This window comes from Novosphingobium sp. Chol11 (genome assembly GCF_900218065.1).
Taxonomy (GTDB): domain Bacteria; phylum Pseudomonadota; class Alphaproteobacteria; order Sphingomonadales; family Sphingomonadaceae; genus Sphingobium; species Sphingobium agri.
Genome location: NZ_OBMU01000001.1, coordinates 388,041 through 407,390 on the forward strand (window position 1 = coordinate 388,041; position 19,350 = coordinate 407,390).

Below are 19,350 nucleotides of genomic sequence, written 5' to 3' on the forward strand. Positions count from 1 at the left end.
GGTTTTCCCCGGTTTTCCGAGTCAACGTCTTTATTTCACATTTTTGAATGGCCCCGCCCTTGATCAGGCGGAGAATGCCTGTCTATTTTCAACTCTCTGGTCGCCACTCGAATCGATTTCCGGCGATCGTCATTAGGTTTGTTGACGCAGATATGTTGGGAAAGTGCTGCTTTCCCAAAGGTCTTCTTGCGTCTGATTGTCCCTGCCAGCCAGGGGCACAGTTGATGGGGGTCGACTGTTTATGAAGGGTTTCACGGCAGTGGCGAATAGTTCGAGCGTTCAGGCATCGCATGACCATGCGCGTCTGGAATCGGCGTGGGATGCGATCCGCGCCGGGCTTCGCCGCGACATCGGCCCGCGCATGTTCGACCAGTGGCTGAAGGCTGCTCAGCTGGGTGACTATTGCCCGGAATCCCAGACGCTGGACCTGCTGTTCGCTTCCGACTTCACGGCCAATTTCGTCTCCGGTCATTTTGGTGATCGGCTGTGCATGGCCTGGCGCTGCGCCGGCGTGGGCGTCCGCGAGGTCAGGCTGCGCCGCGCGCCGAATGCGGTCGGCCCGCGCCTGCTCGAATCTGCTCCGGCGGAAGAACCGGTTGCTGCTGCCCCGATCCCCGTCGAGGGCGCGCCCGCCTGCAATTTTCAGCCGCGCCACAGCTTCGCCGATTTCGTCACGGGCGAATCCAACCACCTCGCCTTTTCCGCGGCGCAGGCCATTGCCGCAGAGGCGCAGCCGCGCTTCAGCCCGCTCTTCATCCATGGCAGCACCGGCCAGGGCAAGACCCACCTGCTCCACGCCATTGCCCAGCATTTCTCCAGTCATTCGCCCAGCGCGCCCGTCCTCTACATGTCGGCGGAGCGGTTCATGATGGAATTCGTGAACGCGATGCGCGCCAACGAAACCATGATGTTCAAGGCGCGTCTGCGCGCCGCCCGCCTGCTGCTGATCGACGACATCCAGTTCATCGCCGGCAAGGGGTCGACGCAGGAGGAATTCCTGCACACCATCAACGACCTCATCGACTCGGGCGCCCGCATCGTCGTGACCGCCGATCGCGCGCCGCAGCTGCTCGATTCGATCGACCCTCGCATCCTCTCCCGGCTCGCGGGCGGCCTGGTCGCCGACATCCGCCCGGCGGATCTTGACCTGCGCCTGTCCATCCTGGAAGCCAAGCGCGCGATAGCAGGCGATCCGCCGGTCCCCGACGCCGTCGTCGATTTCCTCGCGCGTTCCATCCGCTCCAACATCCGCGAGCTGGAAGGCGCTTTCAACAAACTCATCGCCTACGGCCAACTCACCGGCCGCTCCGTCGATCTGGAATTTGCGCAAAGCATGCTCGCCGACGCCGTGCGCGCCAACGCGCGCCGCATCACGGTGGATGAGATCCAGAAGGTCTGCGCCGCGCACTACAAGATCGACGCCGCCGAAATGCGCTCCAAGCGTCGCGCCCGCGCCGTCGCGCGGCCCCGCCAGGTCGCCATGTACCTTGCCAAGAAGATGACGCCTCGCTCTCTTCCGGAAATCGGACGCATCTTCGGCGGCCGCGATCACAGCACCGTGATCCATGCCGTACGCACGATCGAGGAACTGCGGCAGACCAATGCCGACATAGACGCCGACATTCGCACGCTGCAGCGGCAGCTGGAAAACTGACGCTGACAGATTATCGGCGAACGGCTAGGATCAGGCCATGATCCGCCACGCCGCTTTCCTGTTCGCCGCCTTCCTGTCCCTCGTCCCGGCCGCCGCGCAGGTCCCCGCTTCGCCGACGGCGCAAGATGTTCAGGTCGCGCTCGACACCAACGCTGGCCGGATCATCATAGCCGTACATATCGCGAAAGCGCCGATCACCGCGCGCAACTTCCTGCGCTATGTCGATCAGAAGCGACTGGACGGAACCGGCTTCTACCGGGCTGTGGGAACGGCGGACTATGGTTTCGTACAGGGCGGAACGCAAAATGATCCCGCCCGCGTCCTGCCGCCCATTGCGCATGAGCCGACCACGCAAACCGGTCTCACCCATGATGACGGCGCGCTGTCCATGGCGCGCTATGCGCCCGGCAGCGCAACCGGCGACTTCTTCATCGTCCTGGGAAAGATGCCAAGCATGGACGCGCAGCCCGCCTCACCGGGCGACAATCAGGGCTTTGCTGTTTTCGCCCATGTCGTGGAAGGCATGGATGCCGTCCGCTCGATCCTGTCGACGCCCAAGTCGCCCACGGCCGGCGAGGGCGTGATGAAAGGACAGATGCTGCAGCAACCCGTGCGGATCGTGACCGCGCGCCGTCTGCCCTGATCCTGACACCGCTCAAAACCCGCTCGCGGTTCCCTGGAAGATCAGCCCTTCCGTTCAGGTGGCAGGGTGATCTTTACATCTTCGCCATTCTGCCCCGGAAAGCCGGTGAACATGGCGTCGATCAGATTGGGCACAAGATAGGTCAGCTTGTTCGACAGCGACTGTGCGGACGCCTTGCCCTCGAAAAGGCGCCGGTTGTCCGCTGCCCGATCGATCTTCATGCTGAGGTCGCTCGTATAAACGGTATAGCTGCTGACATCGCTGTAACCGGGGCCGAACAGCCACGGGTCATAAAAGCCATAGCCCCACGGGCGTCCCCACCGGCCTCGCCAGCCCCAGCCGCCGTAGAAATAAGGATCAGCAGGTCCGAAGCCGGTCGAGCGCACCTTTTCCCGGCCATTGTCGACATAGTAGGCAACGCGGACGATCATGTCGGCCCGCGCCGGGTCCGATGCGGGCGTATAGCCCGTTTGCGTCAGCCGCTGGCCGATCAACCCTGCATATTGACCGAATTCCAGACCGCCAGCGAGCCGGGGATCGTCCGCCACCACGGTGAAGCTCTGCCCAGCCGGAGCGGGCAATTGCTGGAACCGGGCGACGTCCGCCTTGAAGGATGTCGCGCAGCCGGAAAGAGCGACCAATGCCAGAGCAGGGGCCGCGACCATGCCGATCTTCTTCATATATTTCATCGTCTTGCGTCCCAATCTGGAAGGGCTCGGTGCAATCTTGCTCCCGGCTATAGCAGAATGCAACTGAACATCATTTGAACGCTCTGCTGGGGCGGGCTGCCGCAGGTCGCTCATTGAAGCAGTTCCAGACTTCAGCGCATAAGCCCCATCGCGTCATAGGCGGCGCGGAGCGTCGGCTCCGCTGCCGCCCGCGCCTTGGCCGCGCCCGTTTCCAGGATCGCGTCGAGAGCCGCGTCATCCGTGCGCAATTCCAGAAAGCGCGTCCGGATCGGCCGCAGCGTTTCGACCAGCAGTTCGCCCAGCGCAGGCTTGAACGCGCCAAACCCCTTGCCGGCAAATTCGGCGCAAATGGCGTCAGGCGAGCTTCCGGCCAAGGTCGCGTAGATGCCGACCAGATTGGCCGCTTCCGGCCGCCCCGTTAGGCCTTCGGCCGTTTCAGGCAGGGGCTCGGGGTCGGTCTTCGCCTTCTTCACCTTCTGCATGATCGCATCATCGTCATCGGTAAGGTTGATGCGGCTCATGTCCGACGGGTCCGACTTGGACATCTTCGCGGTCCCATCGCGCAGGGACATGATACGCGCCGACTCCTTGGGAATGATCGGATCCGGCAGCGTGAAAAGCTCGACGCCGAAATCGGTGTTGAACTTGGTCGCGATGTCGCGCGCCAGTTCAAGATGCTGTTTCTGGTCCTCGCCCACCGGCACATGGGTGGCGTTGTAAGCAAGGATATCGGCGGCCTGCAGCACGGGATAGACGAACAGGCCGATCGAGGCTCCCTCGCGGTCCTTGCCCACCTTGTCCTTGAACTGCGTCATGCGGTTCAGCCAGCCGATCCGCGCCGTGCCGTTCAGCAACCAGCACAGCTCCGCATGGGCGGGCACCCGTGCCTGGTTGAACAGGACGGAACGATCGGGATCGATCCCGGCGGCGACCAGTGCCGCCGCCATGTCGCGCACGTTGCGGATGCGCTGCTCGCGTGCCTCATGCACGGTGATCGAATGCATGTCGGCGAGGAAGAAGAAGCACTGGCTGCCGCCGTCCATTTCATCCTGCATCCGCACCCAGTTGCGGATCGCGCCCAGATAATTGCCCAGATGCAGATTACCGGTCGGCTGGATGCCGGAAAGGACGCGCATGTTTCTATCCGTTCTTCTAGGTTGCGGTTGAGCCCCTGCGGCGCATCAGCGCCTTCAGGTCGGACACCCGATAGGCGCCCGTCAGAAAACAGGCCACCCCGTAAAGCGCTATGCCCGCGCCGACAAGCAGGGCAAGGCCGATATAGCGCTGGATCATCGCGCCGCCGAGCCATGGGTCCAGCAGCTCTTCTCCCGCGAACAGCGCGCCGCCCATCACGACCGCCGCCACCGCTAGGCGCGGCAACCGCCTGCGCAGCTGCGCATCCGCCGCAAAATGCCCGCGCTTCACCAATGTCGCATACAGCATGGCGACATTGACTGTGGATGACAGCGCGGTCGCCAGCGGCGGCGCGACATGGCCAAGGCCCGCTCGTGCCATCAGGGGGATCAGCGTGATATTGCCGATGATGTTGATGAGGATCGACAGCATCGCGTAACGGACCGGCGTTTTCGTGTCGCCGCGCGCATAATAGCCGGGCGTCAGCACCTTCACGAGCACATAGGATGGCAAACCGATCGAAAAGGCCGACAAGGCCCATCCGCACCGCTGCGCATCTTCCGCCGTAAAGCGCCCATATTGGAACAGGCCGCGCACGATGGGCTCGGCTACGGTGATGAAGGCGACGGTGGCGGGCAGGGTCAGGAACAGCGCCAGTTCGATCCCACGATTCTGGGTATCCATCGCTTGCTGTTCTTGCCCGGTCGACAGCATGCGCGAGATTGTCGGCAGCAAGATGGTGCCGAGGCCGATGCCGATCAGGCCGAGCGGCAGCTGGTTAAGGCGGTCCGCATAATAGATGTAAGTGATCGATCCCGACGCGAGCAGCCACCCCGACAGGGCGGTGGAAATGAGCAGGTTGATCTGCGACGCGCCAGCGCCAGCGGCGGCGGGCACGATCAGGCGCAACAACTCGCGCACATCGGCATCCAGGCGCGGCCGCTTGAGCTTCATCGACACGCCAGCGCGGCGGCAGGCCCATATCAGCCACAACAGTTGAAGCGCGCCGCCCACGGTCACGGAAATGGCCTGGACCCGCGCGGTCTCATATTCATTGGCGCCGTGGAACAGCCACAGCCCCGCGATCATGGCCAGGTTCAACAGGATCGGCGCGGCGGCATTGACCCAGAATTTGTCGAGCGAATTCAGGATGCCGCCCAGAAGCGATGCAAGGCTGATCAGCGCGAGATAGGGCAGGGTGATGCGCGACAGGAGCACGGCGAAGGCGAACTGTTCCGGCGTCGGATTTTGCCGCGAAAAGCCGCCGGACAGCAGCCATGTTACAGGCCAAGCCGCAGCAACGAGCGCCACGGTGAAGAAGATCAGCACGGGCAGCAGAACGGCCAAGGCGCGCTCGGCGAAATGATAGCCCTCGGCAATGCCTCCGGGCCCTGCCGCCTTGCGGTTGAACATGGGGATGAAGGCGGCGGAAAAGGCCCCCTCGGCAAAGAGCGCGCGGAACATGTTGGGCAGGCGGAAGGCGACGCCGTTGAAGGCGTCCGACGCAAATCCCGCGCCCACATAGCGCGCCGCCAGCGAATCCCGCACCAGGGCGAGTATGCGGCTGGCAAGCGTCAACCCGCCGACCGAGCCAAGCGCCTTCACCAGTTTCATGGCAAAACCTCTATCGCCGTTCGCGCTGAGCCTGTCGAAGCCCTGTTCTTACCTGAAGAAAAGGACTGCCCTTCGACAAGCTCAGGGCGAACGGAAATGAAGGTCATTCCCAGGCTCAGGCGTGACCGGCCGGCTCGCCCGCCGTCTGCGCGATCGCCTGAGCCTGCTGCTCATACAGGCCGCCAAAGTCGATCGGGTCGAGCAGCAATGGCGGGAAGCCGCCGTCACGGATCGCATCGGCCAGAACGCGGCGGGCGAAGGGGAAGATCAGCCGCGGCGCTTCGGCCAGCATGAACGGCTGCAACTGGTCGTCCGGCACGTTGCGCATGCCGAAGAGGGCGGCATAGAGCAGTTCGACCGCGAAAGCCGTGCCCTGAGGCGCGGTCGCCTTCACTTCGATCTTCAGAGAAACCTCGACGACCTCATCACCCACCTTGTCGGCGCCGATGTTGAACTGAACGTCGATCTGCGGCTGATCGGGCCACTGGTAGACGGCCGGCGAATTGGGGTTCTCGAACGAGAGGTCCTTCACATATTGGCTGATGAGCGCGATCTGCGGGCTCGCGTCCGCGCCGTTGCCCGCGCTGGTCTGGATCGTATCGGCGTCGTCGGCCATCTCTGTTCCCTGATTTTCCTGTTGGTCCGCTGGCGAAAAGCCTTGGGACAATGGCCCGTGCGCTTAGCAGGGGCGGCCGGGCAGGGCAATGCCGCCTGCCGAAAGGCGCCATTTGAATATGGGCGGAAACATGCCTATGTTGGCTGCGTTGTGGTTTCAGATCTAAACTAAAGGGTGCCTCGGCCCGTGTATGTAATCGTCATCCTCGCGCTCATCGCCGGTTTCCTGGCGCTGCGGCTCTATTCCGTGCTGGGAAAGCGGACAGGGCATGAGCAGGAGCCTGCGCTGCGCCCAGCGGAGGAAAGAGCGAAGGTCACCGTGCTTCAGCCGCGTCCGGTATCGGACATGCCCGGCGATTCGGTTCGTCTGGCGGACGGCTTGATCGCGCCGGGTGGCGAAGCGGGCGTGCGCGCGCTGATCGCGGCGGACCGGACCTTCGACGTGCCGCAATTCGTGGATGGCGCGAAGGCGGCATACAAGATGGTGCTCGAAGCCTTCTGGCGCGGCGACCGGTCGGAGCTGGAATGGCTGTGCGACACGGACGTGCTGACCTCGTTCGAAGAGGCGATTGCGCAGCGGGAGGCGGCGGGTCATGTGCTCGACAACCGGCTGGTGCGCATCGACAAGGCGCAGATCGTGGGCGCCCATGTGAACGGGCGCATCGCCGAAGTGTCGCTGCGGTTCGAAGCGGACATTGCGGCCGTGACCAGGGACAAGGACGGCAATGTCGTCGCCGGGTCGCTCACCGACGCGGTCAGCACCAACGATATCTGGACCTTCACGCGCGACCTGCGCAGCACCGATCCCAACTGGAAGCTCAGCGAAACCGACGAGGCTGCATGAGCTTCCGGCATGCGTGGGCGGCGACCTTTGCGGCGCTGCTGCTGTCGGCGTGCGCGGGCGGTGTCATTCCGCCTGGCGCGTCAGGCCCGGCTCCATCCGGCCCGGTACGCGGATCGGACGTCGCGGCGCAGCCGGTCCCGGCGACCCCACGCCCCACTCTGCCGACAGCCACGCCGGCACCGCCCGCCGCAACGACGGAAAATGCTCTCGCCGCAGGCATAACGCGCGGGCCCGATGTCACGTCCCTGATCCAGCCCGGCGATCGTGCGCGCAAGGCGCTCGAGGCATTCCGGATTTCCTGCCCCTCGCTGATGAAGCGCACGGACCAGAGCGGCCTGACCCAGGGATCGGACTGGAACAGCGCGTGCGCCGCCGCCTCCAGCTGGCCCGAAGCGAGCGCCAATGAATTTTTCTCCCGCTATTTCGAAGCGGTGCAGGTCGGCTCCGGCACGGCCTTCGTCACCGGCTATTATGAGCCGGAAATCTCCGGATCGCGCGTCCGGCAGCCCGGCTATGAGGTGCCGATCTATCGCCGCCCGCCGGACCTGATCGACGTCAATCTCGGCCTGTTCAGCGACAGCCTGAAGGGCAAGACCATTCGCGGCAAGGTGCAGGGGACCAACTTCGTACCCTTTGACGAGCGCGCGCAGATCGTGGCGGGCTCTCTGGCAGGCCGGGGTCTGGAACTTGCCTGGGCCGCCGATCCCGTCGAATTCTTCTTCCTCCAGGTGCAGGGAAGCGGACGGCTGCTGCTGCCCGGCGGCGGGGTCATGCGGATCGGCTATGATGGGCAGAATGGCCGCGATTACACCGGGATCGGCAAGCTCATGAAGGATCGTGGACTGATCCAGGCCGGGTCGATGCAGGATATCATGGCATGGCTGCGCGCCAATCCCGCGGAGGGTGCGCAGATCATGAACGAGAATAAAAGCTTCGTCTTCTTCCGGGAGTTGACGGGAGCCGGACCGCTGGGCGCGCTGGGCGTGCCGGTGACGGCAGAAGCGACGGTGGCCGCCGATCCCCGCTATGTTCCCCTCGGCGCGCCCGTGCTGCTGTCCCTCGATCGTGCGGAGCCCAATGGCATCTGGATCGCGCAGGATACCGGCGGCGCCATCAAGGGCGCCAACCGTTTCGACAGCTTTTGGGGAGCAGGCACGCGAGCCCGGGAAATAGCGGGCGGCATGTCGGCACGCGGCAGCGCATTGATCCTGTTGCCGATCGGATCGGCGGCGCGTCTCGCACAGCAATAAGCGTGGCTGGCGATGGCCCGGCGGCATCTGTCTTCAGACGAACAGGCAATCTGGAACACCCTGACGCAGTCCGTGAGGCCACTCCGTCCGCGCCCGCGACCTGAGGCCCTCACCGAGCGGCCCGTTGCGATCTCCACTGGTCGAAGCGCGACCCCGCTTTCCCCCCGGCCAGTCGATGCCCCATCCGTCCGCGCTCCGGCAGCCATGCTCGACACAAGCTGGGAACGCCGCATCCGCAGCGGTACGTTGATGCCGGACATGACGGTCGACCTGCACGGACACAGCCTGTCGAGCGCGCATGCCAGGCTCAATCAGGCGCTGTCATCGGCATTGGCGCGCGATCACCGGATCCTGCTGATCATCACCGGCAAGCCGCCGAAACTTTCAGCTTCCAGCCAGCAATCCCGGCGCGGCGCAATTCGCGGAGAGATCGGCCATTGGCTTGAAACAAGCGCCTATGCGGACCGTATCGCCAGCGTCCGTCAGGCCCATCCACGGCATGGCGGCACGGGCGCCATCTACATCATATTGCGGCGCAAAAAATAGCCGGTGCGACGCGCGCCAATGACCTTTTCTTAACCAGCATTGGCCATAACCAGCCCATCCGTGGCTCATTGTCGAGCTACGCTCTGGGCGGGAGGCACATGCAGGGCGTGACATTGAAAAGCCGCGCCACCGCCTTCGCCTGCGCCGCGGGGGCGCTGGTGTTCATCCTGTCGCTCGTGCTGGGGCAGGGGCAGGCGACCGATATCCTGGGCATAGGCCGATCGCTGATCGTAGCCATTTTGTGCGGCACGATGAGCTGGGCATCGGCCCGCCAGGCTGTCGTCGCGGCCGCCAGCGCGATCGACAGGGCGACGGAAAGACTGGTCGCTGCCGCCCATGGCGACCTGCAATCGCCCGTGCCGCCCGAAATCGTGGCAGAATTGCCTGACCTGTCGGTTGCGATGACCAGCCTGTTCAGTCAGGTGCGCACCAATCTCGACCATGTTCAGACGCTCGCCCTGTTCGATCAGGTGACTGGCCTTGCGAATCGCACGAGCTTCTGCCGGCAAGTCGAGAGGCTGCTGGCGGAGCGCGACGACGTGGCTGCGGCTGCCTTGTTCTTCATTGACCTCGATGGGTTCAAGGGCGTCAATGACACGCTGGGCCATGCGGCGGGCGACCAGTTGCTTGCGCGTGTCGCGGGCCGCCTGCGCGAAGTCGTCATGGCGCAGGTCAGCGCCGGGATCAGCGATGCCGTCATCGGGCGCTTGGCAGGTGACGAATTCACGATGTTCTTCCCTCAACTGCCCGGCCGCGAATCGGCCATCCGCATCGCGCGCGCGATCCAGTTCGCGCTCAGCGAGCGTTTCGACCTTGGCAGCCAGCATATCGAACTGGGCGCATCGATCGGCATCGCCTGCTATCCCGACCATGGCGACACCCTGTCCGCATTGCTGCGTTCGGCGGACATCGCCATGTATCATGCCAAGCATGAAGGGCGGAACCGGGCAGAGATGTTCACCGCCGAACTGGCGCTGGAAGCCGCCGATCGCGCCGAGCTGGAAAGGGACTTGCTGCTGGCCTTGCAGCGGGATGAGTTCATTCTGGAGTTCCAGCCTCAGGTCGAGGCCACCAGCGGCCGGATCGTCACGGCGGAGGCGCTGATCCGCTGGGCCCATCCCGAACGCGACATGGTCATGGCGGGCTTCTTCGTGCCCGTAGCGGAGGAAAGCGGCGCGATCGTGGCGCTGGGTGACTGGGTCATGGGCCGGGTGTGCGAGACCGCGGCACGCTGGTCTAAGGCCGACATCGGCCAGCGTATCGCGGTCAACATCTCCTCAAGGGAATTGTCGCAGGCGGATTTCTTCCTGCGCCTGCGGCACGCCATGGCCGCGCATCAAACGCCCCCGCAGATGCTGGAGCTGGAAATATCCGAGTCGCTGGCGATGGAGATGGACAGCCGTGTGCTTGGCCAGTTGAAGGCCTTGCGCGACGAAGGCGTGCGGATCGCCATCGACGATTTCGGAACCGGCTATTCGAACCTCTCGCGCCTGAAGGAACTCCCCGTCGATCGCGTCAAGATCGACCGCAGTCTGGTGCGCGACATCGCCATTTCGGCGGAAGCGCGCACGATCTGCAGCGCCGTCGTCGGCCTCATCCAGGGGCTGGGGATGGAAGTCGTGGTCGAAGGCGTCGAATCCGAAGCGCAGATGGAAATGCTGCGCGTCATCGGCTGCACCCTGTTCCAGGGCTATCATTTCGCCCGTCCGATGAGCGAGCAGGACTATCTGTCCCGCTTCGCCCTTTCACCGCTAGGCCAGCGCCGCACCGTTTGACGATCAGGCCGCCAGTGCGCTCCGGATGACGAGGGCGTAGATCCGGGTCAGGTCCTCAAGGTCCTGCACCGCCACGGCCTCATCCAGCTTGTGCATCGTTGCATTGTTCAGCCCGAACTCCACCACCGGGCACAGGCGGGAGAGGAAACGCGCGTCCGATGTGCCGCCGGTGGTGGAAAGCTCCGCCTCGACCCCCGTCACGTCCTTGATCGCGCCCGCCACAAGGCTGGATAGCGCGCCTGGTTCCGTCAAGAACGGCTCGCCGCTGATCTTCGCGGTGACGATACCGCCCTCGGTCGCCGCAATCGCGCTGATCCGCTCGATCAGTTGCGCGCCGCTATGCTGGTCGTTGAAGCGGATGGAAATGCGGGCATGGGCGGCCGCTGGGATGACATTGGTGGCGGGATTCCCCACCTCCAGATCCGTGATCTCGATATTGCTCGGCTGGAACCAGTCCGTGCCCTCATCCAGCACCACAGCATCGATCGCCGCGAGGATGCGGACGAGGCGCGGAACCGGATTGTCGGCCAGGTGCGGATAAGCGACATGCCCCTGCACGCCGTCCACCTTTATCCACATGTTGACCGAGCCGCGCCGACCGACCTTGATGACGTCGCCCAGCCGCTGGGAGGAAGTCGGCTCGCCGACCAGACAGAGGTCGGGCCGCAATCCGTGCGCTGCCATGCGGTCCATCAGCGCCAGCGTGCCGTAAACCGCCGGGCCTTCCTCATCGCCGGTGATGATGAGGCTGACGGTCCCCGGCACATCATCGGGAACGCTGGCAAGAGCAGCGACAAAGGCGGCGATAGACCCTTTCATGTCGACCGCGCCACGGCCATGGAGAAGGTCGCCGCGGAGCTCCGGCGTGAAGGGATCGCTGGTCCAGCCGTCGCCCGGCGGCACCACGTCCAGATGCCCCGCGAAAGCGAAGTGCGGGCCCGCGCCCGTCGTCCGCCAGGCAAGCAGGTTTTCCACCGGCCCGTCGGGCGCTTCTCCGGTGACAAAGCGATCGACGGTGAAGCCCATCGGCGCCAGCATCGCTTCAAGGACCGCGAAGACTTCACCCCGGGCGGGCGTCACCGAAGGGCAGGCAATCAGCTTGCGCGCTATGTCCACTACATCGGCATTGGTGCTGGTCATGCTCATGGCGCTGCGTTAGCGAAAGCCGAGCGCCTTTGCCAGCGGAGGAAAGGATCATGCCCAAGATCGATCTTGCAGCCATGGAACAGACCAACAGGACCGGCTATCCCGATCCCTATGCAGTTGTGGTGGAGGGGCGATGGGTGCGAAGACTGGGTCCGGGCTCCGGCCTTGCGGACTTCGGCGTCAGCCATGTGGTGCTGAAACCCGGCGCCGCTTCGTCACAGCGTCACTGGCATGAAGATGAGGATGAATTCGTCGTCATGCTGAGCGGGAACGCCGTGCTGATCGAGGATGAAGGCCGCTTCGCCATGCAGGCAGGCGACATGGCCGCCTTCCCCAAGGGCGAGCCCAATGGCCATCATCTCGTCAACGAAAGTGACGGCGATTGCGAATTCCTCGCCTTCGGGCGCGTGCCGAAGGGGGATGCGCACTATCCCGACATCGACCTTCGATGGTCGGGGGGAGGCTATCAGCGCAAGGATGGGAGCGCCTTTTGAGCGGCTGTCCAGCGTTCGACAGGCGGATGATGCTAGCGGGCATGGGGGCTGCCGTGATGGCGGCGAAAGCGCCCCCGCCTGAACGCGTAAAGGCGCCGCGCTTGCGCCCTGGCGACGTCGTCGGCCTTGTGGAACCGGCGGGCTTCACCGACGACCTGTTCGATCTGGATGTGGTGCAGGAAACGATCGTAGCGATGGGCCTCAAGCCCAGGCCCGCCCGGCACTTGCTCGACCGCCACGGCTATCTCGCGGGCAAGGATGAAGACCGCGCCGCCGATCTGAACGCGATGTTCGCCGACCGCGAGGTAAAGGCCGTCTTCGCCGTGCGCGGCGGCTGGGGCTGCGCGCGCATCCTGCCCTATCTCGATTTCACCACCATCCGCGCCAACCCCAAGCTGCTGATAGGGTTCAGCGACATCACCGCCTTGCACATGGCCTTCGCCGCACGCGCGGGCTTTACCACGATTCACGGCCCGAACGCCGCCAGCAGCTGGCCGCGCTTCAGCTGGGAGGCGTTCCGGGCGATCGCCTTTGACGGCGCCACGCCCCTGTTGACCAACCCGCAGGCGAAAGAGGATCGGCTGGTTCCGCTGGGCGGTCGCATCCGCACATTCGGCAGCGGGCGGGCGAGCGGCCGGTTGCTGGGCGGCAACCTCACCGTGCTGACGGCGCTCATGGGAACAGGCTGGCTCCCCGATTTCACAGGCGCCATCCTGTTCCTGGAGGATGTGGACGAAGCGCCATACCGGATCGACCGGATGCTGACCCAATTGTCGCTCGCGGGCGTGTTGCGCAAGCTGGCCGGGCTGGTGTTCGGCCAGTGCACCAGCTGCGGCGCGACAGGCCCCTCCTATGGCGGCTTCACCCTGTCGCAAGTGCTTGAGCAACATCTGCGGCCCCTCGGCATCCCCGCATTCCAGGGCGCCGCCATCGGCCATGTGGCGAACCAGTTCAGCCTGCCGCTCGGCGTGCGGGCCGAAATCGATGCCGATGCGGGCAGCATCCGCCTGCTCGAACCAGCCGTCAGCTAAAGCTCACTCCGCCTGTTCCGCAGGGCGGGCATAAGCCCCGCGCCCGTCCGGCGGCACCAGTTCCTTGCCCCTGATCGTCAAGGTCAGCGTCTTGAACCCAGGCTGCGGCACATCCTTCGTCGGCTCCGCCACCAGCCGGACCGTGCCATCCGCCTCCTGCCAGCGCCCTTCGGCAAACAGATCAAGCGCGCCATAGACGAGATACCATTGAAAGCGCCCGTCCGGCCGAAGCATCAGCTCCGACCCCGTCTCCATCACCCCACGCAAATAATAATGACCGGCCCGTTCCGCAGGCGCAGTCTCCGCCAGCGCCGGTGTCGCGAAGAAAGCCGCCAGGGGCATGAGGGGGGTGAGCAGCCGCATGCGGATAGCTTAGCAGATGTTCATCGCTCAGGCGCGGACGAAGGGGATCAGCTCTTCATAAACCGGCAAAGGCGGCTTTCCCTCCACCCGCGCACCCCGGCGCATCAGGAAGGCATGGCGCACGATCTCCGCCTGTTGCTCAAGCCCATAGCGCTCGAACGGCCGCCCCGGCACGATGTCGTAGCCATAGCGGCAAAAGGGGTGGCGCATCAGCGGCAGATACCATTTGCCGCCCCTTTGCGCCTGCCAGACATGGGTCATTTCGTGGATGAAATGCCCCTGCAGGTGAAGCGCCGACTCGCAAAAATCATCGCAAAACAGGCCGCTCCTGGGGTTGAACCAGATATCGCCATCGGGCGACATGGTGACCCGAGCAGGCTGGAAGGGCCACCATTTGCGATTATGCGCCCGCACCCGGTCATAGGCGATCGCGTCGCCGAACACCGATCGGGCGAGCGCCACCTCTCCCGGCGTCAGGCTCCGGCTGGTCAATGCTCGGCGGGCTCCCCGGCCTTCGGGGCGGGCGCTCCGGGCTTCTGGATCACGGCATCCACCAGCAGGCGATCGCCATTGGCAAGGAGGAAGGTAAAGCTCATCTTGCCGCGGCTGACCGCCGTGTCGTTGATGCCCCAGATCATCAGATGCTTGCCGCCAGGCGCGAACGCGACCTTCGACTTGGCGGGAATGTCGACGGCGTCGATCTTCTGCATCTTCATCGTGCCGCCATGATCCATGCTCTCATGCATCTCGACCTTGAGCGCATAATCGGTCAGCACGCCGCGCAACTGCGTCGCCGTATCGCCGCCATGGGCGACAAAATAACCGGCCGAAGGCGTATCCTTGTTGGGGCTGAGCCGCACCCAGGCCTGATCTATATAGGTCGGGGCAGGATCGCCGCAGGCCGCAAGTGCAAAGGGAGTAGCCAAGGCAAAAAGGGACAAGGGTGCGCGCATCGGGGAACTTTCGTGACTGTCTCGTTTCCGGTCGGTTGTTACGGTAATCGTCCGCGCTTCTTGTGCCAAGGAAGATCGCGCCTATATCCCATCCGCAAACGGCCTTGCCTTGGCGCTTTCGTGAGGTATGGGGCCGTCAACCGCTGATATGATTTGGGGTTTGAAGAGGACAAGATGGGAAAAGTAATCGGCATTGACCTTGGCACCACCAACAGCTGCGTGGCTGTGATGGACGGCGGCAAGCCCAAGGTGATCGAAAATGCGGAAGGCGCGCGCACCACGCCGTCGATCGTGGCCTTCACCAAGGATGGCGAGCGCCTGATCGGCCAGCCCGCCAAGCGTCAGGCCGTCACCAATCCTGACAATACGATTTTCGCGGTGAAGCGCCTGATCGGCCGCCGCTTCGACGATCCGACCACCAAGAAGGACATGGAGCTTGTCCCCTATCACATCGTGAAGGGCGGCAATGGCGACGCATGGGTCCAGGCGGGCGGCAAGGATTATTCGCCTTCGCAGATTTCCGCCTTCACCCTTCAGAAGATGAAGGAAACCGCCGAAAGCTATCTCGGCGAAACAGTCACGCAGGCGGTCATCACCGTCCCGGCTTACTTCAACGATGCCCAGCGTCAGGCGACCAAGGACGCCGGCCAGATCGCGGGCCTGGAAGTGCTGCGCATCATCAACGAGCCTACGGCGGCGGCGCTCGCCTATGGCCTTGAGAAGCAGGACGGCAAGACGATCGCGGTCTATGACCTTGGCGGCGGCACCTTCGACATCTCGATCCTCGAAATCGGCGATGGCGTGTTCGAAGTGAAGTCCACCAACGGCGACACCTTCCTGGGCGGCGAAGATTTCGACGCCAAGCTGGTCGAATATCTGGCCGAAGGCTTCAAGAAGGATGAGGGCATCGACCTCACCAAGGACAAGCTGGCGCTCCAGCGTCTGAAGGAAGCGGCTGAAAAGGCGAAGATCGAACTGTCCTCGGCCCAGTCGACCGAAGTCAACCTGCCCTTCATCACCGCTGACCAGAATGGCCCCAAGCATCTGGTGAAGAACATCACCCGCGCCGATCTGGAGCGTCTGGTGACCGACCTCATCAAGCGCACCATGGAGCCCTGCAAGAAGGCGATGGCGGACGCTGGCATCTCCGCGAGCGAGATTAGCGAAGTCGTCCTCGTCGGCGGCATGACCCGCATGCCCAAGGTGCGCGAGGCCGTGAAGGAGTTCTTCGGCAAGGAACCGCACACCGGCGTCAACCCGGACGAAGTCGTCGCCATGGGCGCGGCGATCCAGGCGGGCGTGCTTCAGGGCGACGTCAAGGACGTGCTGCTGCTCGACGTCACTCCGCTCTCCCTCGGCATCGAGACGCTGGGCGGCGTGTTCACCCGCATGATCGACCGTAACACGACGATCCCCGCCAAGAAGAGCCAGGTTTACTCGACTGCTGACGACAATCAGCAGGCGGTGACGATCCGCGTGTTCCAGGGCGAACGTGAAATGGCGGCGGACAACAAGCTGCTCGGCCAGTTCGACCTGGTTGGCATCCCGCCCGCGCCGCGTGGCGTGCCGCAGATCGAAGTCACCTTCGACATCGACGCCAACGGCCTCGTCAACGTCCATGCCAAGGACAAGGGTACGGGCAAGGAACAGCAGATCCGCATCCAGGCTTCGGGCGGCCTGTCCGACGCCGACATCGATCAGATGGTCAAGGACGCCGAACGCTTCGCCGAAGAGGACAAGAAGCGGCGTGAAGGCGCAGAGGCGAAGAACAACGCCGAAAGCCTGATCCACACCACCGAACAGCAGCTCAATGAGCATGGCGACAAGGTGGAGCCAAGCCTCAAGTCCGAAATCGAAACCGCGATCGCCGCGACCAAGTCGGCTGTCGAGGGTGGCGACGCTGAAGCGATGAAGGCCAAGGCGCAGGAACTCGCCCAGGTCGCGATGAAGCTTGGCCAGGCGATCTACGAAAAGGAGCAGGCCCAGGCCGCGGCTCCGGGTGCCGAAGCGCCCAAGGCTGATGACGATGTCGTCGACGCTGAATTTTCGGAAGTCGACGACAACAAGGCGTAACAGACCCCCTCCCTCTCCCCTTCAGGGGAGAGGGCCGGGGAGAGGGGGTTAGAAGAGGTGGCGATGGCAACAGGATATCTAACGTTCCGCATTGCCCCTCTCCCAACCCTCTCCCCTGAAGGGGAGAGGGCTTTTTAATGAGTACCGAAGTGGATTATTACGAACTGCTCGAAGTCGAGCGCACAGCTGATGGGAACGCGATAAAGAGCGCCTATCGCAAGCTCGCGATGAAATATCATCCGGATCGCACTGGCGGGTGCACCGACAGCGAGGCCAAGTTCAAGGCGGTCTCCGAAGCCTATGAATGTCTGAAAGACCCGCAGAAGCGCGCCGCTTACGACCGTTATGGCCATGCGGCCTACACCAATGCCCAGAATGGCGGTGGTGGCTTCAATGGCCGTGGCGCGGGCGGCTTTTCCGATCTCGGCGACATATTCGAAACGATCTTCGGCCAGAGCGGCTTTGGTGGCGGGGGTCGTCAGACGCAGCGGCGCGGCGCGGACCTGCGCTATGACATGGAGATCACGCTCGACGAAGCCTATCATGGCAAGAAGACCGAGATCGAGATCGAAGTCTCCGCCCCTTGCGAAAGCTGCGATGGATCGGGCGCGCAGCCCGGCACCGGGGTCAAGACCTGCGGCACGTGCGGCGGTCATGGCCAAGTGCGGGCGCAGCAGGGCTTCTTCGTGGTCGAGCGCACCTGTCCCGGCTGTCATGGCGCAGGCCAGGTCATCGAAAGCCCCTGCCGCACCTGTCGCGGCGAAGGACGCGTGGACAAGCCCAAGACGCTGTCCGTCAACATCCCGGCGGGCGTCGACGAAGGCACCCGCATCCGTCTGTCCGGCGAAGGCGAGGCGGGCGCGCGGGGCGCTCCTGCTGGCGACCTCTACATCTTCCTGCATGTGAAGCGGCATTCCCTGTTCGAACGGGACGGCACGACCCTTTTCTGCCGCGCGCCCGTCAGCTTCACCACGGCGGCGCTTGGCGGCTGCATCGAAGTGCCCGGCCTCGACGGTCAGCGGCATGAGATCAAGATCCCGAGCGGCATTCAGTCCGGCAAGCAGATCCGCCAGCGCGGCGCGGGCATGCCGGTGCTGAACGGGCGGGGGCAGGGCGATCTCGTCATCCAGGTCGATGTCGAAACGCCCACTCGCTTGACCGCCAAGCAGAAGGAATTGCTGGAAGCCTTCCGGGAAACCGAAACCGGCGAGGAATGTCCGCAGTCGACCGGCTTCTTCAGCAAGCTCAAGGAGCTGTGGGGAGAATAAGGCGCTTCGCTGCTGCCAATGCATGAAGCCGGGTGCGGAAAGGCCGTCCCCGGCTTTCCTTTTGTCGAAGGGTGATTATTTCCGCAGGTTCTTCTGGAAGAACTCCGTCATCACATCCAGCGCCTCCTGCGCCTCGGGCAGATTTCGGTTGGCGAAGAAACAATGGTCCAGCCCGTCCCAGACATGCAGGTCGGCCTTCACCTTCGCCTTGATCAATTCGCGATGGGTGTTGACCGCAGCGCTGACTTCGCCCGCGCGCATCGAGGTCACCAATAAGGTAGCCGGGAAATAGCGCAGCGTGTCGCTCGACATGATCGGCGACATGAGCGGGTCGAGCAGGTCGTGATTGCCATAATAGAAACGCTCGTCGAGCGTTGCGGGCGTGGTCAGGCCCTGCATGGGCTTGAATGTGTACCAGCTGTCGCCCGCCCATCGCGCATCCGCCGACGCGCAGAATATCCCCGCCGCGCCGGGCGCGGGCAGCTTCACATGCTGGAACCAGGCGATCGCCTGGGCTGTCAGCAGCCCACCGGCCGAACTGCCGAAAATGCCGATCTGCGAAGCCTTGCGCGTCTTGAGCAATTCCCGATAGACCGCCGCCACATCCTCGCTCGCCGCCGGGAAGACAGCTTCGGGCGCCTGCCGGTAGTCGATCGTCAGAACCTCAAATCCGGTCCGGCTCGCCAAGGGGATGGATTCCTGCAATCCGCCTGCTGCAGCGTTCGCCACGATGAAGCCGCCGCCGGGAAGGTTGATCAGGATGTTGCCATTCTTGCCCCGGCCGCTCCGCTTGTCAGGCGTGATCAGATAGCCGTGGACGCCGCCAACCGTGACCTCGCGATAGTTGACCCGATATTCCTCCGCCAGCTTGCGGATCATCGAAGCCGCGCCGCGCGTCATCATCTCCCGGGTCGCGGGAACGCGCTTCTTTTCGATCAGCTGGGTGAGCATATCGTTGGCATCCAACGGACGCCGTGGAAGCGCCTTCTTCGCCTCCTCGCTCAGATAGACGGACGGGGGAAGGCGGAATGCGGGGACGTTCACCGTCCCATCAGTTTCGATCGGGTTCGGCTTGGCAGGCGGCGTCTGGGTGAAACCGGTGCCCTGTACAGCGCACAGCGCCAGCAGCCCCGCAAGCTTCTTCACATGACGCATCGCCATCTCCCCCGCCCTGATCGCCAGCTCACAATAGAACGATACCGTGCTATTATACGTCGGGAAAGCGTTTTCTCGCTACTTCATTCTTTAAATCAATTTC

At 63.9% G+C, this 19,350-nt stretch carries 19 protein-coding genes; 10 read left to right on the forward strand and 9 right to left on the reverse strand.

The window, feature by feature from the left end:
• The first annotated feature begins 241 nt into the window (after positions 1-241).
• A complete protein-coding gene (gene dnaA / locus NCHOL11_RS01875; RefSeq protein ID WP_097090810.1) occupies positions 242-1,654 on the forward strand; it encodes a chromosomal replication initiator protein DnaA in 1,413 nt (470 codons plus the stop codon).
• A 37-nt stretch (positions 1,655-1,691) separates the two neighbouring features.
• A complete protein-coding gene (locus NCHOL11_RS01880; RefSeq protein WP_097090811.1) occupies positions 1,692-2,297 on the forward strand; it encodes a peptidylprolyl isomerase in 606 nt (201 codons plus the stop codon).
• A gap of 41 nt (positions 2,298-2,338) precedes the next feature.
• Here NCHOL11_RS01880 and NCHOL11_RS01885 read toward each other — a convergent pair whose 3' ends face one another.
• From NCHOL11_RS01885 to secB, 4 genes are all read right to left on the reverse strand, one after another.
• Positions 2,339-2,986: a DUF4136 domain-containing protein gene (locus tag NCHOL11_RS01885; RefSeq protein WP_097090812.1), complete on the reverse strand. Its 648-nt coding sequence runs from the start codon at positions 2,984-2,986 to the stop codon at positions 2,339-2,341.
• Between the two features lie 131 nt (positions 2,987-3,117).
• Positions 3,118-4,122, reverse strand: a complete 1,005-nt coding sequence (gene trpS, locus NCHOL11_RS01890; RefSeq protein WP_097090813.1) for a tryptophan--tRNA ligase — start codon at positions 4,120-4,122, stop codon at positions 3,118-3,120.
• Positions 4,123-4,138: 16 nt separating this feature from the next.
• Complete coding sequence (murJ, locus tag NCHOL11_RS01895; RefSeq protein WP_097090814.1) at positions 4,139-5,734, reverse strand: murein biosynthesis integral membrane protein MurJ; 1,596 nt, start codon at positions 5,732-5,734, stop codon at positions 4,139-4,141.
• 115 nt (positions 5,735-5,849) lie between these two features.
• The gene (secB, locus tag NCHOL11_RS01900) at positions 5,850-6,350 is read right to left on the reverse strand and encodes a protein-export chaperone SecB (protein ID WP_097090815.1); all 501 of its coding nucleotides are present in this window, start codon (positions 6,348-6,350) and stop codon (positions 5,850-5,852) included.
• A gap of 186 nt (positions 6,351-6,536) precedes the next feature.
• Here secB and NCHOL11_RS01905 point away from each other — a divergent pair, with 186 nt between their 5' ends.
• The 4 genes from NCHOL11_RS01905 (at position 6,537) to NCHOL11_RS01920 (ending at position 10,764) form a co-directional block, all read left to right on the forward strand.
• Entirely contained in the window at positions 6,537-7,193 is a 657-nt protein-coding gene (locus NCHOL11_RS01905) for a Tim44/TimA family putative adaptor protein (protein ID WP_097090816.1), read from the forward strand.
• Complete coding sequence (gene mltA / locus NCHOL11_RS01910; RefSeq protein WP_097090817.1) at positions 7,190-8,443, forward strand: murein transglycosylase A; 1,254 nt, start codon at positions 7,190-7,192, stop codon at positions 8,441-8,443. The genes NCHOL11_RS01905 and mltA overlap by 4 nt, the downstream gene beginning before the upstream one ends.
• A 12-nt stretch (positions 8,444-8,455) precedes the next feature.
• Positions 8,456-8,989 (forward strand): Smr/MutS family protein, encoded by a 534-nt coding sequence (locus tag NCHOL11_RS01915; RefSeq protein ID WP_097090818.1) that lies wholly within the window; start codon positions 8,456-8,458, stop codon positions 8,987-8,989.
• Positions 8,990-9,087: 98 nt separating this feature from the next.
• The gene (locus NCHOL11_RS01920; RefSeq protein ID WP_097090819.1) at positions 9,088-10,764 is read left to right on the forward strand and encodes a putative bifunctional diguanylate cyclase/phosphodiesterase; all 1,677 of its coding nucleotides are present in this window, start codon (positions 9,088-9,090) and stop codon (positions 10,762-10,764) included.
• A 3-nt stretch (positions 10,765-10,767) separates the two neighbouring features.
• Here the strand turns inward: NCHOL11_RS01920 and dapE are convergent, their stop codons facing one another.
• A complete protein-coding gene (dapE, locus tag NCHOL11_RS01925) occupies positions 10,768-11,910 on the reverse strand; it encodes a succinyl-diaminopimelate desuccinylase (RefSeq protein ID WP_097090820.1) in 1,143 nt (380 codons plus the stop codon).
• Positions 11,911-11,960: 50 nt separating this feature from the next.
• Between dapE and NCHOL11_RS01930 the strand changes: the two genes are divergently transcribed.
• The gene (locus NCHOL11_RS01930; RefSeq protein WP_097090821.1) at positions 11,961-12,404 is read left to right on the forward strand and encodes a cupin domain-containing protein; all 444 of its coding nucleotides are present in this window, start codon (positions 11,961-11,963) and stop codon (positions 12,402-12,404) included.
• 26 nt (positions 12,405-12,430) lie between these two features.
• Positions 12,431-13,435: a S66 peptidase family protein gene (locus tag NCHOL11_RS01935; RefSeq protein WP_097090822.1), complete on the forward strand. Its 1,005-nt coding sequence runs from the start codon at positions 12,431-12,433 to the stop codon at positions 13,433-13,435.
• A 3-nt stretch (positions 13,436-13,438) separates the two neighbouring features.
• Here the strand turns inward: NCHOL11_RS01935 and NCHOL11_RS01940 are convergent, their stop codons facing one another.
• From NCHOL11_RS01940 to NCHOL11_RS01950, 3 genes are read right to left on the reverse strand one after another with little or no spacing between them, the layout of a single operon-like run.
• Positions 13,439-13,798 carry a hypothetical protein gene (locus NCHOL11_RS01940; protein WP_097090823.1) on the reverse strand — a complete coding sequence of 120 codons (360 nt, stop codon included), beginning with the start codon at positions 13,796-13,798 and terminating at the stop codon, positions 13,439-13,441.
• A 27-nt stretch (positions 13,799-13,825) separates the two neighbouring features.
• Positions 13,826-14,290 carry a vgr related protein gene (locus NCHOL11_RS01945; protein ID WP_097090824.1) on the reverse strand — a complete coding sequence of 155 codons (465 nt, stop codon included), beginning with the start codon at positions 14,288-14,290 and terminating at the stop codon, positions 13,826-13,828.
• The gene (locus NCHOL11_RS01950; protein ID WP_097090825.1) at positions 14,287-14,751 is read right to left on the reverse strand and encodes a copper chaperone PCu(A)C; all 465 of its coding nucleotides are present in this window, start codon (positions 14,749-14,751) and stop codon (positions 14,287-14,289) included. The genes NCHOL11_RS01945 and NCHOL11_RS01950 overlap by 4 nt, the downstream gene beginning before the upstream one ends.
• A gap of 174 nt (positions 14,752-14,925) precedes the next feature.
• Between NCHOL11_RS01950 and dnaK the strand changes: the two genes are divergently transcribed.
• The gene (dnaK, locus tag NCHOL11_RS01955) at positions 14,926-16,824 is read left to right on the forward strand and encodes a molecular chaperone DnaK (protein ID WP_097092660.1); all 1,899 of its coding nucleotides are present in this window, start codon (positions 14,926-14,928) and stop codon (positions 16,822-16,824) included.
• Between the two features lie 137 nt (positions 16,825-16,961).
• Positions 16,962-18,092, forward strand: a complete 1,131-nt coding sequence (gene dnaJ, locus NCHOL11_RS01960; protein WP_097090826.1) for a molecular chaperone DnaJ — start codon at positions 16,962-16,964, stop codon at positions 18,090-18,092.
• Positions 18,093-18,167: 75 nt separating this feature from the next.
• Here dnaJ and NCHOL11_RS01965 read toward each other — a convergent pair whose 3' ends face one another.
• Positions 18,168-19,253: an alpha/beta hydrolase fold domain-containing protein gene (locus NCHOL11_RS01965; RefSeq protein ID WP_097090827.1), complete on the reverse strand. Its 1,086-nt coding sequence runs from the start codon at positions 19,251-19,253 to the stop codon at positions 18,168-18,170.
• Positions 19,254-19,350 lie beyond the last annotated feature (97 nt).